This is a genomic window from Streptomyces sp. NPDC026062 (genome assembly GCF_055568375.1).
Window position 1 is genome coordinate 86,490 of the sequence record NZ_JBVHOQ010000022.1, and the last position, 15,283, is coordinate 101,772.

The following is a 15,283-nucleotide window of genomic DNA, read 5'->3' on the forward strand; positions in this document are numbered from 1 at the left end:
CACCCGGACGACGAGGCCCGGACAATGCGACATATAGGTCATATTTACGCCTAGTCTGACATTGCGCTGTCCCCAGCAGTTGCGCTTTCTCTCCTCATGGCCGTTGACCGACCGGCACATGCGGGGTGAAAGGAGGAGCGGAACCGGGTGCGTGCGGCTGCAAGGCGGAGGACCGAGCCATGGCGGAGCCACGGTGACCGTCGGCAACGCCGCGGACGCGCACACCCGGCCCCGCGACGCCACCCGTCATGTGCCGGTCGGTCTTAGGGAAGGACGGCCACCCACGTGCCTGCAGACCTCGCCGTCATCGGACTCGGGCACCTCGGCCTGCCCCTCGCCCAGGCCGCCGTCGCCGCCGGGATCCAGACCGTCGGCTACGACACGGATCCCCGGGCCTTCGCGGAACTCTCCGCCGGCCGCACACCCGTCGAGGGATCGCTCACCGCGTCCGACATCCGCCGCATGCTCTCCAGAGGCTTCCGCCCCACCACCAACCAGGCCGAGCTGGGCCGGGTCCGTACCGCCGTGATCTGCGCGCCCACCCCCCTGGGCCCCGACCGCACCCTCGACCTCACCGGCGTGGGCGACGCGGCCCGCGCGCTGGCCGCCCGGCTGCGCCCGCACACCACCGTGCTGCTGGAATCGTCCGTCCACCCCGGCACCACCGAGAACTTCCTGCTGCCCCTCCTCGAAGAGGGCTCCGGGCTGCGCGGCGGACGCGACTTCCACCTCGCCCACTCCCCCAGCCGCCTCGACCCCGGCAACCGCGCCCACGTCTACGCCAACACCCCCAAGGTCATCGGCGGCCTCACCCCCGCCTGCACCGAGTCGGCCGCCGCCTTCTACAGCCGGCTCACCGACAAGGTCGTCCGCGCCCGCGGCCCGCGCGAGGCCGAGATGACGAAGGTCCTGGAGACCAACTTCCGGCACGTCAACATCGCCCTGGTCAACGAGATGGCCGTGCTCTGCCACGATCTCGGCGTCGACCTGTGGGACGTCATCCGGTGCGCCGAGACCAAGCCCTTCGGCTTCCAGCCCTTCCGCCCCGGCCCCGGTGTCGGCGGCCACGGCGCCCCGGTCGACCCGGGCTACCTCCCGTACAACAGCCGCACCCCCGGCCACCCCCTGCGCATGGTCTCCCTCGCGCAGGAGATCAACGACCGGATGCCGCAGTACGTGATCCAGCGCTGCGCCACCCTCCTCAACGAGCACGGAAAATCCGTCCGAGGCGCCCGGATCCTCCTCCTCGGTGTCACCTACAAGCCGGACCTCGCCGACCAGGAGGCCTCCCCCGCCCGCGAGATCGCCACCCGGCTGATGGACATGGGCGCCCAGATCGGCTACCACGATCCGCACGTACTGGACTGGCGCGTACGCGAACTCCCCGTCCCCCGGGCCGATTCGCTGTACGAGGCGGCCTCCAGCGCCGACCTGACGGTGCTGCTCCAGCACCACCGCACCTACGACCTCCAGGGCCTGGCGGTGAAGGCGCAGCTCCTCCTCGACACCCGGGGCGCCACCCCGGCGGGGGCCGCGCACCGGCTCTGAAACCGCTCCCCGCTCAGTCCCCCCAAGGATTCCGGTGGGCCGATGTCGGAACCGACTGCTAGCCTGCGGCGTCACTCATCGCACACTCGTGCGTACACGTCCCAGGGGGAACCCACCATGAGCACGCCCGTACCACCGCCGAACCAGCCGTACGACGCCCAGCCCGGCAACCCGTACGGGGCCCAGCCCGGCCAGCCTCAGCCCGGCGCCCCGTTCCCCGGCCAGCAGCCCGGCGGTGCCCCGTTCGGTGGCGGCGCCCCGTTCGCCCCGCCCGCGCCCGCGCGCGACAACGTGGGTCTCGGACTGCTGACGGCCGTGGCCGCGGCACTCGTGGGGGCGTTCCTCTACGGCCTCATCGCCGGCTCGATCGAGCGGGAGATCGGCTACATCGCCGTCGGCGTCGGCTTCCTCGTCGGCTTCGCGGCGAGCAAGGTCGGCGGTCCGAGCCCGGTGCTGCCCGTCGTCAGCGCGCTCCTCTCGATCGTCGCGGTCTACCTCGGCCAGATCCTGGGCGTGTCGATCGCCCTGTCCGACCTGGCCGACCAGTCGGCGTCCAGCATCTTCTTCAACCACTTCGGCGACCTCACCGACGCGTGGAAGGAAGCGGCCGACTTCAAGACGTACCTGTTCCTCGTGATCGGTGCGGTCGGCGCGATCGGCGGCGCGAAGAAGGCTTCGTAGCCGGGGCCCGAACCACACGGGAGGGCCCGGACCGCGGCTGCGCGCAGCCGCGGTCCGGGCCCTCCCGTCATGTTCCGCGCACTCAGCGCCGGTGCTGCGAGTCCGCCACCGTGACCTCGACGCGCTGGAACTCCTTGAGGTCGCTGTACCCCGTCGTCGCCATCGCCCGGCGCAGCGCGCCGAAGATGTTCATCGAACCGTCGGGGGTGTGCGAAGGACCGGTCAGGACCTCCTCCGTCGTGCCGACGGAGCCCAGGTCGACCAGCTTGCCGCGCGGCACGTCCTCGTGGACGGCCTCCATGCCCCAGTGGCGGCCCCGGCCCGGCGCGTCCGTCGCGCGGGCGAGCGGGGAGCCCATCATCACGGCGTCCGCACCGCAGGCGATGGCCTTGGGCAGGTCGCCGGACCAGCCGACGCCGCCGTCCGCGATCACGTGCACGTACCGGCCGCCGGACTCGTCCATGTAGTCACGGCGGGCACCGGCCACATCGGCGACCGCGGTCGCCATCGGGACCTGGATGCCGAAGACGTTGCGCGTGGTGTGCGCGGCGCCGCCGCCGAAGCCGACGAGGACACCGGCCGCGCCCGTACGCATCAGGTGCAGGGCCGCGGTGTACGTGGCACAGCCGCCGACGATCACCGGGACGTCCAGTTCGTAGATGAACTGCTTCAGGTTGAGCGGCTCGGCCGCACCCGAGACGTGCTCGGCGGAGACCGTCGTACCGCGGATGACGAAGATGTCCACGCCCGCGTCCACGACGGCCTTGGAGAACTGGGCGGTGCGCTGCGGGGAGAGCGCGGCGGCGGTGACGACACCTGAGTCGCGCACCTCCTTGATGCGCTGCCCGATCAGCTCCTCCTGGATGGGGGCGGAGTAGATCTCCTGGAGCCGCCGGGTCGCGGACTCGACCGGCATCTCGGCGATCTCGTCGAGCAGCGGCTGCGGGTCGGCGTGCCGGGTCCACAGGCCTTCCAGGTTGAGCACGCCGAGACCGCCGAGCTCACCGATCCGGATGGCGTGCTGCGGGGAGACGACGGAGTCCATGGGAGCGGCCAGGAACGGCAGCTCGAAGCGGTAGGCGTCGATCTGCCAGGCGATCGAGACCTCCTTCGGGTCGCGGGTCCGGCGGCTCGGGACGACGGCGATGTCGTCGAATGCGTATGCCCGGCGGCCGCGCTTGCCGCGCCCGATCTCGATCTCAGTCACGATGGTGTGGCCTTTCCCTCTACGTCTGCGCTGTCCAGTATCCCCGACACACGAGTGAGGGGCGGTTCCGGGAACCCCGGACCGCCCCTCACCTGCGTCGCTGTACTACTTCCTGCTGTAGTTCGGTGCCTCGACCGTCATCTGGATGTCGTGCGGGTGGCTCTCCTTGAGGCCCGCGGACGTGATCCGTACGAAGCGGCCCTTGCTCTCCATCTCGTCGACGGAGGCCGCGCCCACGTAGCCCATCGTCTGACGGAGACCGCCGACGAGCTGGTGCAGCACATTGGCCAGCGGGCCGCGGTAGGGCACCTGGCCCTCGATGCCCTCGGGGACGAGCTTGTCGTCGGAGGAGACCTCGGCCTGGAAGTAGCGGTCCTTCGAGTACGAGCGGCCCTGGCCGCGGGACTGCATCGCGCCCAGCGAGCCCATGCCCCGGTACGACTTGAACTGCTTGCCGTTGATGAAGAGGAGCTCGCCGGGCGACTCCTCGCAGCCGGCCAGCAGGGAGCCCAGCATCACACTGTCGGCACCGGCGGCGAGCGCCTTGCCGATGTCGCCGGAGTACTGGAGGCCGCCGTCGCCGATGACCGGGACGCCCGCCGCACGGGCGGCCAGCGCGGCCTCGTAGATCGCGGTGACCTGCGGGACGCCGATACCGGCGACCACACGGGTGGTGCAGATCGAACCGGGGCCGACACCGACCTTGACGCCGTCGACACCGGCGTCGATCAGGGCCTGGGCGCCGTCGCGGGTCGCGACGTTGCCGCCGATGACGTCGACGTTCACGGCCGACTTGATCTTCGCCATCCAGTTGAGGGCGTTGCTGTTGTGGCCGTGCGAGGTGTCGACGATCAGGAAGTCCACCCCGGCCCCGGCCAGCGCCTGGGCGCGGTCCAGCGCCTCCGGGCTGGCGCCGACGGCCGCGCCGACGAGCAGGCGGCCCTCGGCGTCCTTCGCCGCGTTGGGGTACTGCTCGGCCTTCTTGAAGTCCTTGACCGTGATGAGGCCCTTGAGGATGCCCGCCTCGTCGACCAGCGGAAGCTTCTCGATCTTGTGGCGGCGCAGCAGCTCCATGGCGTCCACGCCGGAGATGCCGACCCGGCCGGTGACCAGCGGCATCGGCGTCATGACCTCGCGCACCTGGCGCGAGCGGTCCGACTCGAAGGCCATGTCGCGGTTGGTGACGATGCCGAGCAGCTTGCCCGCCGGGTCGGTGACCGGGACGCCGCTGATGCGGAACTTGGCGCAGAGGGCGTCGGCCTCGCCGAGCGTCGCGTCCGGGCCCACCGTGATCGGGTCGGTGACCATGCCGGACTCGGACCGCTTCACCAGGTCGACCTGGTTGACCTGGTCCTCGACCGAGAGATTGCGGTGCAGCACACCGACGCCGCCCTGCCGGGCCATGGCGATGGCCATGCGCGCCTCGGTCACCTTGTCCATGGCCGCGGAGAGCAGCGGGATGTTCACCCGTACGTTGCGCGAGATGAGCGTCGAGGTGTCGACCGCGTTGGGGAGCACTTCGGATGCGCCCGGCAGCAGCAGCACGTCGTCGTATGTCAGCCCGAGTGTCGCGAATTTCTCGGGCACTCCGTCGACGTTTGCAGTCATGACACCTTCCCCAAATGGCCTTGATCGGTGCGGATGTCCATGCTAACGGCCTCCGGGGGTGTCTCATTCCATGAGCAAGATCACCGGGAGGTTCTGTAGCTTCCTACGGGGCTCCGCCGGGACACCGCAGGCCCGGTTCACTGTTCCGCGAGGGCCCGCAGCCGGCTCAGGGCGCGGTGCTGGGCGACCCGGACGGCACCCGGCGACATGCCGAGCATCTGTCCGGTCTCCTCGGCGGTGAGCCCGACGGCGACCCGCAGCACCAGCAGCTCGCGCTGGTTCTCCGGAAGATTGGCGAGAAGTTTCTTGGCCCAGGCGGCGTCGCTGCTGAGGAGCGCCCGCTCCTCGGGCCCGAGCGAATCGTCGGGCCGCTCCGGCATCTCGTCGGAGGGCACGGCGGTCGACCCCGGGTGCCGCATCGCGGCCCGCTGGAGGTCGGCCACCTTGTGACCGGCGATGGCGAAGACGAAGGCCTCGAACGGCCTGCCGGTGTCCTTGTAGCGCGGCAGCGCCATCAGCACCGCGACGCAGACCTCCTGCGCCAGGTCCTCCACGAAGTGACGGGCGTCACCGGGCAGCCGGTTCAGCCGGGACCTGCAGTAACGCAGCGCGAGGGGGTGGACATGAGCCAGCAGGTCATGGGTGGCCTGCGCGTCGCCCTCGACGGCGCGATGCACCAGGGCACCGATCACCGTCGTTCCGTCGTCGCGCATCGAACCATCGTGCCCCGGTGCCGCGTCATCCGTGGCATCGCGTCCGTAGTTGTGCACCGAAGCGTTATGAGCGGGTGCGCCGGAAGTCATGTCCTGCGCCCTCCCCTTCCGCTCGACCGAATCGTTCCCGAGGAACTCCACGCCTCAAGGATGCGTCATTGGCCGGGAAGCGTCACATGCCGCCGGGGCGGCGGGCTGCACGGGCGGGGTTCGAGCGGGGCGCGTCCGGGGACCCGGCCCCGCTCCGCACCCCTCGCCCGGGGTCGCCCCGTCCGCCCGCGAGCGGACGGGGGTGGGTGTCGGCGGCCGGTCGGGGCCGCCCTTCAGCGGACCAGCCCCCAGCGGAAGCCGAGCGCCACCGCGTGCGCGCGGTCCGAGGCACCGAGCTTCTTGAAGAGCCGCCGGGCGTGCGTCTTGACCGTGTCCTCGGAGAGGAACAGCTCACGGCCGATCTCCGCGTTGGAACGGCCGTGGCTCATCCCTTCGAGCACCTGGATCTCCCGGGCCGTGAGCGTGGGTGCCGCACCCATCTCGGCCGACCGGAGCCGACGCGGGGCGAGCCGCCACGTCGGATCGGCCAGTGCCTGGGTGACGGTCGCCCGGAGCTCCGCCCGGGAGGCGTCCTTGTGCAGATACCCGCGGGCCCCGGCGGCGACCGCGAGGGCGACACCGTCCAGGTCCTCGGCGACGGTCAGCATGATGATCCGCGCCCCGGGGTCGGCGGAGAGCAGCCGGCGAACGGTCTCCACTCCCCCCAGACCGGGCATGCGTACGTCCATGAGAATCAGATCCGAACGGTCGGCACCCCAGCGGCGGAGGACTTCCTCCCCGTTGGCCGCAGTCGTCACACGCTCCACGCCGGGCACGGTCGCGACCGCGCGACGGAGCGCTTCTCGGGCAAGCGGGGAATCGTCGCAGACGAGAACGGATGTCATGACCGCCCTCCCCAGCTGATGCGCGTCACCTTGAGCCTCCAGGCTGTTACAAGTCGTCACCTGCGCGGTTGACGCTCTCGGACACTTGCCCGATCGCTTTCCCTGTCAACCACTTCCGCACTCTCAACGATGGTCACTCGAAAGAGTTACGGGCCGAACGCCCGGGTTCGGCACTGTACGTGAGGGGGTGCGCACGGAGGAGAGCACCACGGGGTCGTTCAGCCGTCAATCGAACCTTTCCAGGTTCTTATGCCCCATTTAGCGGATTTTCTTCCCTTTTGCTGGTGTCTGTGACTAGATTCGCAATCAGTCATATTTACATCTACTAGCACCGTAGATGTACGGTCATGGGCACGGTACGCCGGACGACCACGACGTTTCCGACTCAGCATGGTTTCGAGGGGACAAGCAATGGCAGATTTCTCCCGCCTTCCCGGACCCAACGCCGATCTGTGGGACTGGCAGCTGCTGGCGGCCTGCCGAGGGGTCGACAGCTCACTGTTCTTCCACCCCGAGGGGGAACGCGGAGCCGCCAGAAGCGCCCGCGAGACCTCCGCGAAAGAGGTCTGCATGCGATGCCCGGTACGTGCCGAGTGTGCGGCGCACGCGCTGGCGGTACGTGAGCCCTACGGGGTGTGGGGAGGGCTGACCGAGGACGAGCGCGAGGAGCTCATGGGCCGGGCCAGGAACCGGCTGATCAGTGCGGCAGCACCGTCATCGCCGCCAGGACACGGCTGAGCCCCCCGCTTCCCGTAAAGGCAGAAACGATTCTTCAATCAGGCCGGAGCGCACGGCCCCTCCGTCGTGGCAGGGGCACGCTTCACCGCCCCGAGGGCGCACGGCTCCCCGCGCACGGGCCTGTGGGCCCGCGGTGGCCGCTCAGCGTGCGGCCGCCAGTGACAGCTGGTCCAGGGTGGCCGCCACCGCCGGGACCTGCGCCAGGTCGGGCAGGGTCAGCGCGACGATCTCGCGCTCGATGGCCGGCTCCACGCTGACGGTCCGAGCGCCCCTGGGACGTACCGACTCGATCGCCAGCGCCGGCAGGACGGCGACGCCGAGACCCGCGCCGACCAGGCCGATCACCGCCGGGTAGTCGTCCGTCGCGAAGTCGATCCGCGGGGTGAAGCCGGACGCCTCGCAGACCTCCACCAGCTGTCGGCGGCAGCGCGGGCAGCCGGCGATCCACGGTTCGCCGGCGAGTTCCCCGATGCCCACCTCGGCCCGCTCCGCGAGCACGTGCCCCTCGGGGACCAGGCCGATCAGCCGGTCGGTCAGCAGCGGGCGCACCACGAGGTCGTCCCACTCGGCTCCCGGTGCGCCGTACCGGAAGGCCAGCGCGATGTCGCAGTCGCCGTCGCGCAGCATCTCCACCGAGCGGGGCGGCTCGGCCTCGACCAGGGAGACCCTGGTGCCGGGATGAGCGGCCCGGAGTGCCGCGAGGGCGCCCGGGACCAGGGTGGAGCTGCCGCTGGGGAAGGAGACGAGCCGGACCCGGCCGGCCCGCAGTCCGGCGATCGCGGCGACCTCCTCCTCGGCGGCGGTGAGCCCGGCAAGGATCCCGGAGGCATGGCGTACGAGCGCCTCGCCGGCCTGTGTCAGCCGCATCTCGCGTCCGGTGCGGATGAGCAGCGTGGTGCCCGCGGAGGACTCCAGCGCCTTCATCTGCTGGCTCACGGCGGGCTGGGTGCAGCCCAGCTCGCGGGCGGCGGCGGAGAAGGAGCCGGTGCCGGCCACGGCGCGCAGGACTCGGAGATGACGGGCTTCGATCACCCCTCAACCATAAGAAATTCTTGGGCTGCTCGCGAATTAATCGCGTGTGACTTTGAGCCGGGGCAGCCCTTAGCGTTCAGGTATGACTGCGATGACTGTGCTCACCGTGAATGCTGGACCTCCCACAGAAGTGCCCTACACCGATACCCCGGGCAGCGTGACCGGGATCGACAAGCGCCCCGTCCAGGGACTCGTACAGGTCAGCGACCCCGGTCCCAAGGGCCAGGGCGGCAGCGGCCTCGCCGGGGACACGGTCTGCGACCTCCGCCACCACGGCGGCTCGCACCAGGCCGTCTACGCCTTCGCCCGCGAGGAGCTCGACGCGTGGGAACGGGAGCTGGGACGTCCGCTGCCCAACGGCTCGTTCGGCGAGAACCTGACCACGGCCGGAGTGGCGGTCAGCGGTGCGCTGATCGGCGAGCGCTGGCGCGTCGGCGCCGCACTGGTCCTGGAGGTGACCTCCGGCCGGATCCCCTGCCGTACGTTCGCGCGCCACCTCGACGAGGCGCACTGGGTCAAGCGGTTCACGCAGGCGGCGGCCCCGGGTGCGTACCTGCGGGTGATCACTCCGGGCGCCGTCCGGGCCGGCGACCCGGTCGAGATCGTGCACCGCCCGGACCACGAAGTGACGGTGGAGATGCAGTTCAGGGCCGTGACGACACAGCGCGAACTGCTGCCGCTGCTCCTGCCGGCCGGTGACGCACTGCACCCGGAGACGCTGCGGAAGGTACGCGCGTACGAGGAGAAGCCCGCCTCGTCCTGACGCCCCGGCAGACAGACGGCTCGCGCCCCGGCCGCGCGGAGGCTGTCCGGCCCTCGTCCATCTGACGGGCACTGAGGGAACCGTCAGGCCAGGGGCAGTTCGTGGTCGTGGAGCCGGGACAGCGGGCGGGTCGTCCCAGCGGTCACACGGGGCACTAACGTGCCGCGTATGACGACTGCACTGATTACGGGCGCGACCGCGGGCATCGGGGCCGCCTTCGCGCGGCGGCTCGCGGCCGAGGGGCACAACCTCGTGCTGGTGGCCCGCGACACCGACCGGCTGCGGGACCAGGCCACCGAACTGCACGACCGGCACGGCATCGAGGCCGAGGTGCTGACGGCCGACCTGTCCCGGGACGACGGGATCGCCGCGGTCGAGGCGCGGCTGTCCGACCGGAAGCAGTCGGTCGATCTGCTGGTCAACAACGCCGGGTTCGGCAACAAGGGCCATTTTCTCGATGTCCCCATGGCCGATGAGCTGGCGATGCTGAAGGTGCACTGCGAGGCGGTCCTGCGGCTGACCTCCGCTGCCGCCGCGGGCATGAAGGAGCGGGGCAGGGGCGGCGTCGTGAACGTGGCCTCGGTGGCGGCGTTCGTGCCGCGCGGCACGTACGGGGCGTCCAAGGCGTGGGTCGTGCAGTTCACCCAGGGCGCGGCGAAGGACCTGGCCGGTTCCGGGGTGCGGATGATGGCGCTCTGCCCCGGCTTCGTACGGACGGAGTTCCATGAGCGGGCCGGAATGGGCACCGGCAACATCCCGGGCTGGATGTGGCTCGACGCCGACAAGCTGGTGGCCTCGGCCCTGGCGGACCTGGCGCGCGGCAAGTCGGTCTCGGTGCCGGACCCCCGGTACAAGGCGCTGATGGGGCTGGTGAAGGTGACGCCGCGCGGGCTGCTGGGCGGGGTCACCTCCAGGACGGGCCGCAAGTACGGACCCCAGTGAGCGGCCCGGCGCGGGGGTGAGCCCGTCGCACCGCGCCCGGCCGTCAGGTGAGCCGCCCGCTCAAGCGGTGAGGCCCGGCACCCCCTGGGGGGGGTGCCGGGCCTCACCGCTTGAGCGGGCGGCTACACGCTAGTGCGAGTGACCGTGGCCGTGACCGGCCTCGGCCTCTTCCTCGGCCGGCTTCTCGACGACCAGGGTCTCGGTCGTGAGCAGCAGCGACGCGATGGACGCGGCGTTCTCCAGCGCGGAGCGGGTGACCTTGACCGGGTCGATGACGCCGGCCTTCACCAGGTCGCCGTACTCGCCGGTCGCGGCGTTGAAGCCCTGGCCCTTGTCGAGCTCGGAGACCTTCGAGGTGATGACGTAGCCCTCGAGGCCCGCGTTCTCGGCGATCCAGCGGAGCGGCTCGACGGCGGCGCGGCGCACGACCGCGACACCGGTGGCCTCGTCGCCGGTCTTGCCGAGGTTGCCTTCGAGGACCTTGACGGCGTGGACGAGAGCGGAGCCACCACCGGAGACGATGCCCTCCTCGACCGCGGCGCGGGTCGCGGAGATGGCGTCCTCCAGACGGTGCTTCTTCTCCTTGAGCTCCACCTCGGTGGCCGCACCGACGCGGATCACGCAGACACCGCCGGCCAGCTTCGCCAGGCGCTCCTGGAGCTTCTCGCGGTCCCAGTCGGAGTCCGTGGACTCGATCTCGGCCTTGATCTGCTTGACGCGGCCGGCGACCTCGTCGGACTTGCCGCCACCGTCGACGATGGTGGTGTCGTCCTTGGAGACGGTCACGCGGCGGGCGGTGCCCAGCACGTCCAGACCGGCCTGGTCGAGCTTGAGGCCGACCTCCTCGGCGATGACGGTCGCACCGGTGAGGGTGGCGATGTCGCCGAGCATGGCCTTGCGGCGGTCGCCGAAGCCGGGGGCCTTCACCGCGACGGCGTTGAAGATGCCGCGGATCTTGTTGACGAGCAGGGTCGACAGGGCCTCGCCCTCGACGTCCTCGGCGATGATCAGCAGCGGCTTGGAGGCGTTGGCCTGGATGACCTTCTCCAGGAGCGGCAGCAGCTCCTGGATCGAGCCGATCTTGCCCTGGTGGACCAGGATGTACGGGTCGTCGAGGACGGCCTCCATACGCTCCTGGTCGGTCACCATGTACGGGGACAGGTAGCCCTTGTCGAAGGCCATGCCCTCGGTGAACTCAAGGTCCAGACCGAAGGTGTTGGACTCCTCGACGGTGATGACACCGTCCTTGCCGACCTTGTCCATCGCGTCCGCGATGAGCTCGCCGACCTGGGCGTCCTGCGCGGAGAGCGCGGCCACGGCGCCGATGTCGGACTTGTCCTCGATCGGACGGGCGGTCGCGAGGAGCTCCTCGGACACGGCCTTGACCGCGGCGTCGATGCCCTTCTTCAGGGCGGCCGGGGACGCGCCCGCGGCCACGTTGCGCAGACCCTCGCGGACGAGCGCCTGGGCCAGGACGGTGGCGGTGGTCGTACCGTCACCCGCTACGTCGTTGGTCTTGGTCGCCACCTCCTTCACCAGCTGGGCACCGAGGTTCTCGTACGGGTCGTCCAGCTCGACCTCGCGCGCGATGGTGACACCGTCGTTGGTGATGGTGGGCGCACCGAACTTCTTGTCGATGACGACGTTGCGGCCCTTGGGGCCGATCGTCACCTTCACCGTGTCGGCAAGCTTGTTGACGCCGCGCTCGAGGGCGCGACGGGCGTCCTCGTCGAACTTCAGGATCTTCGCCATGGAGCTGAACTGTCCTCTCAAAACAAGAACTGCGCCCCTGCCGCCCGGCTAGTTATCTCGCAGGGGACCAGGGGCGCAGAACAGAAGCAAACGTTGAGTGAATTACTTCTCGATGATCGCGAGCACGTCGCGAGCCGAGAGGACGAGGTACTCCTCGCCGTTGTACTTCACCTCGGTGCCGCCGTACTTGCTGTACAGCACGACATCGCCGGTCTTGACGTCGAGCGGAAGGCGCTCGCCGTTCTCGAAGCGGCCCGGGCCCACGGCCAGGACGACGCCCTCCTGGGGCTTCTCCTTGGCAGTGTCCGGAATGACCAGGCCGGAGGCCGTGGTCTGCTCGGCGTCGAGCGGCTGGACCACAATGCGGTCCTCGAGCGGCTTGATCGCAACCTTGGTGCTGGTCGACACGATCCGGTCTCCCCCTTCGGAGATCTCACGGGGTTATCAGTCTTGGGGTGGCGACCAGATGGGCCCGTCGTCGCGGGTGCCGGACCTGCCGGTCGCACAGTACTGCTGGCACTCTCCAGTGGGGAGTGCCAACACTGAGACTATGGCCGCGATTAGCACTCGGTCAAGCGGAGTGCCAATTCACGCCCCTCGTGGCGGACAGGCGTCCACCACGGGACCGGCGCCGGTTCCGGGAGAACGCCGCAAGCCCCCGAACCGTTCCGCAGGTCAGGTGCGCCGGCACCCCGCGTCGGCGACCGCCCGGTCGCGCGGCCCCGGCCGCCCCGGCCACCACCGCACCGGCGTCCGCACTCTGGCTCCCCCGGCCACCAGGCGGCCGCAGGCGACGACGACCATCGCCCCCGGCGCCCCGTGATCACCGCGCACCTCGGCGGGCCGCACGCCGGGGGCCCTCGGTGACGGATGCACCCGCTGCGCCGCCTTCCGGCCCAGCCGCTCGATCGGGTCCACCGACTGCGCGCAGCCGGTGGTGGCGGTCAGGAGCGCACCGGCGGTCAGCAGTCCGGCCAGCAGCCGGTGCGCCCTGCTCATACGTAGTCCTCCAGCCGTGCCACCGCGTATCCCTTGTCCGTGACGACCTTCATGACGGACCGGATCAGGTCGGGCATGCTGCCCTTCCAGTCCTTCTTGCCCCGGAAGTGCGTGAGGATGATGTCGCCGGGGTGCAGGTCCTGGTCCTCCTCCCGCCACTCCATGTGGTCGGGGAACGCCTCCGCGGCCCAGAGCGGCACGGCCGTGACGCCGCAGGACTTGGCGATCCGCAGGGTGTCGCCGTTGTAGTTGCCGTACGGCGGCCGGAAGAGCCGGGGGCGCTCGCCGTACTGCTTCTCCAGGATGTCCTGCTGGTCGCAGATCTCCCGCTTCTGCTCGGCAGGGGAGAGTCCGGGCAGGTAGCGGTGGTTCAGTGTGTGGTTGCCGATGACGACGCCCCGGGCCTGGGCGTCCTTGAAGTACGCGTAGTCGTCGCGCACCAGGTAGTCGCTGAGGAAGGCGCTGTACGGGATGTTCAGCTCCGACATCATCCGCAGCAGCTCGGGGTCCTTGTCGTCCCCGTCGTCCATCGTCAGGAAGACGATCTTCTCCTTGGTGGGGACCGTGGTGAAGACCGGCGGCAGCGACGCGTCGCCGCCCTCGACCTCGAAGCCCTCGCGGGTGGTGAGGCGCGGTTTCGCGGCGGGCGGCACCGGCGGGGTCAGCGGGGTGCTCGCCAGGCCCCACTTCTTCGCGGCGACGGCCCGTGCGGCCTGGGCGAGGCGCGCCTTCTCCGCCCGCGCGGCGGCGGAGCCCGCCGCTCCCGCCGGGGCACCGCCTGCCGGCGCGGCCCGGTCCGCCGCCTCACGTACCGGGTCGGTCGCGGCCCGGTCCCCGGTCCCGGCCGCGCAGCCCGAGCCGACGGCGGCGACCAGGAGTGCGGCGAGGACCGCGTAACCCGGCCTGCGCCGCAGATGCCCGGGGCCGCGCCTCCCGCCCCTCTGCCCACCCGACACCGCACCTGGTTCGCGCCACTTCATGACGAATTCTTCCTTTTGTCGTACTGGCTGCATGGCGCCGCATCCTGCCAGCCCCGTACCGGGTGTCCGGGCCGACACAGCGCCCGCCCCGCACGGTCCGCCCGGCTGGCGCGCAGCCGACTGGCCCACAATGGGGCGGGTGAACGCTCTCGCCCCGACCGGCCCGTCCGACGCCCCCGACCCCGTCGCCGCCTTCCTGGCCCTGCGCGCCCCCGAGGGCGCCGGGCTGCTGGCCGGGCTGCGGTCGTACGACCCCGCCACCGAACTGGCCACCGCCACCCGGCTGCGCCGCAGCCACCCGGCCGCCCTCGTCTCGGCGGCGCTCGGGCAGGCCCGGCTGCGGCAGCGGGCGGTGGCGAAGTTCGGCACCGAGGACGCGCACCGGATGTTCTTCACGCCGGACGGCGTCGAGCAGGCGACCCGCACCTCGGTGGCCGGCTACCGCGCCCGCAGGTTCGCGGACGCCGGGGTGCGCAGCGTCGCCGACCTCTGCTGCGGGATCGGCGGCGACGCGATCGCGCTGGCCAGGGCCGGGATCTCCGTCCTCGCCGTGGACCGCGACCCGCTGACCGCCGAGGTGGCCCGCTCCAACGCCACCGCGCTCGGCCTGGACGCGCTGATCGAGGTGCGGTGCGCCGACGTCACGGAGATCGACACCTCGCCCTACGACGCGGTCTTCGTCGACCCGGCCCGCCGGGGCGGACGCGGCCGGATCTTCGACCCCGAGGCGTACTCCCCGCCCCTTTCCTGGGCGACCGAGGCCGCGCTGAAGGCACCCAGGGCCGCGCTGAAGATCGCCCCGGGGGTGCCGCACGAGGCGATCGGGCCGCAGGCGGAGGCCGAGTGGATCTCGGACGGCGGCGATGTGAAGGAGGCGGTGCTCTGGTTCGGCGATGGCTTCGAGGCGGGCTCCTACCGCGCGACCCTGCTCCCGTCGGGCGCCACCCTGTCCGCTCCGGCCGCGCTGCCCGCCCCGCCGGTCGGCCCGGTGGGCCGTTATCTGTACGAGCCGGACGGTGCCGTGATCCGGGCGCATCTGGTCGCCGGCATCGTGGAGCGGTGCCACGGCCGGCTGTTCGACGAGATGATCGCGTACGTCACGAGCGACGAGCTGTACGAGTCCCCGTACACCGCCGGCTACGAGATCACCGATCAGCTGCCCTTCAACATGAAGCGGCTGAAGGCGCTGCTGCGGGAGCGGGAGGTCGGCGTCCTCACCGTCAAGAAGCGCGGCTCGGCGGTCGAACCGGAGGAACTGCGAAGGAAGATGAAGCTCCGGGGCCCGAACGCGGCGACCGTCTTCCTGACCCGGGTCGCGGACGTGCCGACGATGCTGGTCGGCCGTCCCGTGACCGGCCCGGAGGCCGGCCTCGGCTGACGGACAG

Annotated in this window: 15 protein-coding genes; 6 read left to right on the plus strand and 9 right to left on the minus strand. The window is 71.0% G+C overall.

What is annotated here, in order from left to right; all coding sequences use genetic code 11:
• Positions 1 to 285: 285 nt before the first annotated feature.
• Both ACZ4LX_RS21075 and ACZ4LX_RS21080 read left to right on the plus strand, forming a co-directional pair.
• Positions 286 to 1,548, plus strand: a complete 1,263-nt coding sequence (locus tag ACZ4LX_RS21075; protein ID WP_467646786.1) for a nucleotide sugar dehydrogenase — start codon at positions 286 to 288, stop codon at positions 1,546 to 1,548.
• Between the two features lie 117 nt (positions 1,549 to 1,665).
• Complete coding sequence (locus tag ACZ4LX_RS21080) at positions 1,666 to 2,229, plus strand: hypothetical protein (RefSeq protein WP_467646790.1); 564 nt, start codon at positions 1,666 to 1,668, stop codon at positions 2,227 to 2,229.
• 82 nt (positions 2,230 to 2,311) lie between these two features.
• Here ACZ4LX_RS21080 and ACZ4LX_RS21085 read toward each other — a convergent pair whose 3' ends face one another.
• The 4 genes from ACZ4LX_RS21085 to ACZ4LX_RS21100 all read right to left on the minus strand — a co-directional run bounded on the left by ACZ4LX_RS21085 (position 2,312) and on the right by ACZ4LX_RS21100 (position 6,692).
• The gene (locus ACZ4LX_RS21085; RefSeq protein ID WP_007453079.1) at positions 2,312 to 3,436 is read right to left on the minus strand and encodes a GuaB3 family IMP dehydrogenase-related protein; all 1,125 of its coding nucleotides are present in this window, start codon (positions 3,434 to 3,436) and stop codon (positions 2,312 to 2,314) included.
• A gap of 105 nt (positions 3,437 to 3,541) precedes the next feature.
• Positions 3,542 to 5,044 (minus strand): IMP dehydrogenase, encoded by a 1,503-nt coding sequence (guaB, locus tag ACZ4LX_RS21090; protein ID WP_467646796.1) that lies wholly within the window; start codon positions 5,042 to 5,044, stop codon positions 3,542 to 3,544.
• Positions 5,045 to 5,181: 137 nt separating this feature from the next.
• Positions 5,182 to 5,757 (minus strand): sigma-70 family RNA polymerase sigma factor, encoded by a 576-nt coding sequence (locus tag ACZ4LX_RS21095; RefSeq protein WP_018101160.1) that lies wholly within the window; start codon positions 5,755 to 5,757, stop codon positions 5,182 to 5,184.
• 323 nt (positions 5,758 to 6,080) lie between these two features.
• Complete coding sequence (locus ACZ4LX_RS21100; protein WP_003948568.1) at positions 6,081 to 6,692, minus strand: response regulator transcription factor; 612 nt, start codon at positions 6,690 to 6,692, stop codon at positions 6,081 to 6,083.
• A 411-nt stretch (positions 6,693 to 7,103) separates the two neighbouring features.
• Between ACZ4LX_RS21100 and ACZ4LX_RS21105 the strand changes: the two genes are divergently transcribed.
• Positions 7,104 to 7,430, plus strand: coding sequence for a WhiB family transcriptional regulator (locus ACZ4LX_RS21105; protein WP_018550557.1), 327 nt, complete (start codon positions 7,104 to 7,106; stop codon positions 7,428 to 7,430).
• Positions 7,431 to 7,571: 141 nt separating this feature from the next.
• Here ACZ4LX_RS21105 and ACZ4LX_RS21110 read toward each other — a convergent pair whose 3' ends face one another.
• Entirely contained in the window at positions 7,572 to 8,462 is an 891-nt protein-coding gene (locus ACZ4LX_RS21110; RefSeq protein ID WP_467646803.1) for a LysR family transcriptional regulator, read from the minus strand.
• A 91-nt stretch (positions 8,463 to 8,553) separates the two neighbouring features.
• Between ACZ4LX_RS21110 and ACZ4LX_RS21115 the strand changes: the two genes are divergently transcribed.
• Positions 8,554 to 9,225 carry an MOSC domain-containing protein gene (locus ACZ4LX_RS21115; RefSeq protein ID WP_467646941.1) on the plus strand — a complete coding sequence of 224 codons (672 nt, stop codon included), beginning with the start codon at positions 8,554 to 8,556 and terminating at the stop codon, positions 9,223 to 9,225.
• 168 nt (positions 9,226 to 9,393) lie between these two features.
• Entirely contained in the window at positions 9,394 to 10,167 is a 774-nt protein-coding gene (locus tag ACZ4LX_RS21120; RefSeq protein WP_467646806.1) for an SDR family NAD(P)-dependent oxidoreductase, read from the plus strand.
• A gap of 129 nt (positions 10,168 to 10,296) precedes the next feature.
• Here ACZ4LX_RS21120 and groL read toward each other — a convergent pair whose 3' ends face one another.
• The 4 genes from groL to ACZ4LX_RS21140 form a co-directional block, all read right to left on the minus strand.
• Positions 10,297 to 11,919, minus strand: coding sequence for a chaperonin GroEL (gene groL / locus ACZ4LX_RS21125; protein ID WP_467646809.1), 1,623 nt, complete (start codon positions 11,917 to 11,919; stop codon positions 10,297 to 10,299).
• A gap of 102 nt (positions 11,920 to 12,021) precedes the next feature.
• Complete coding sequence (gene groES / locus ACZ4LX_RS21130; protein ID WP_024490209.1) at positions 12,022 to 12,330, minus strand: co-chaperone GroES; 309 nt, start codon at positions 12,328 to 12,330, stop codon at positions 12,022 to 12,024.
• Positions 12,331 to 12,594: 264 nt separating this feature from the next.
• Positions 12,595 to 12,918 (minus strand): hypothetical protein, encoded by a 324-nt coding sequence (locus ACZ4LX_RS21135; protein ID WP_467646812.1) that lies wholly within the window; start codon positions 12,916 to 12,918, stop codon positions 12,595 to 12,597.
• Positions 12,915 to 13,898, minus strand: coding sequence for a polysaccharide deacetylase family protein (locus ACZ4LX_RS21140; protein WP_467646816.1), 984 nt, complete (start codon positions 13,896 to 13,898; stop codon positions 12,915 to 12,917). Before ACZ4LX_RS21140 ends, ACZ4LX_RS21135 begins: the two co-directional genes overlap by 4 nt.
• 130 nt (positions 13,899 to 14,028) lie before the next feature.
• Here ACZ4LX_RS21140 and ACZ4LX_RS21145 point away from each other — a divergent pair, with 130 nt between their 5' ends.
• Entirely contained in the window at positions 14,029 to 15,276 is a 1,248-nt protein-coding gene (locus ACZ4LX_RS21145) for a class I SAM-dependent methyltransferase (RefSeq protein WP_467646946.1), read from the plus strand.
• Positions 15,277 to 15,283: the final 7 nt, after the last annotated feature.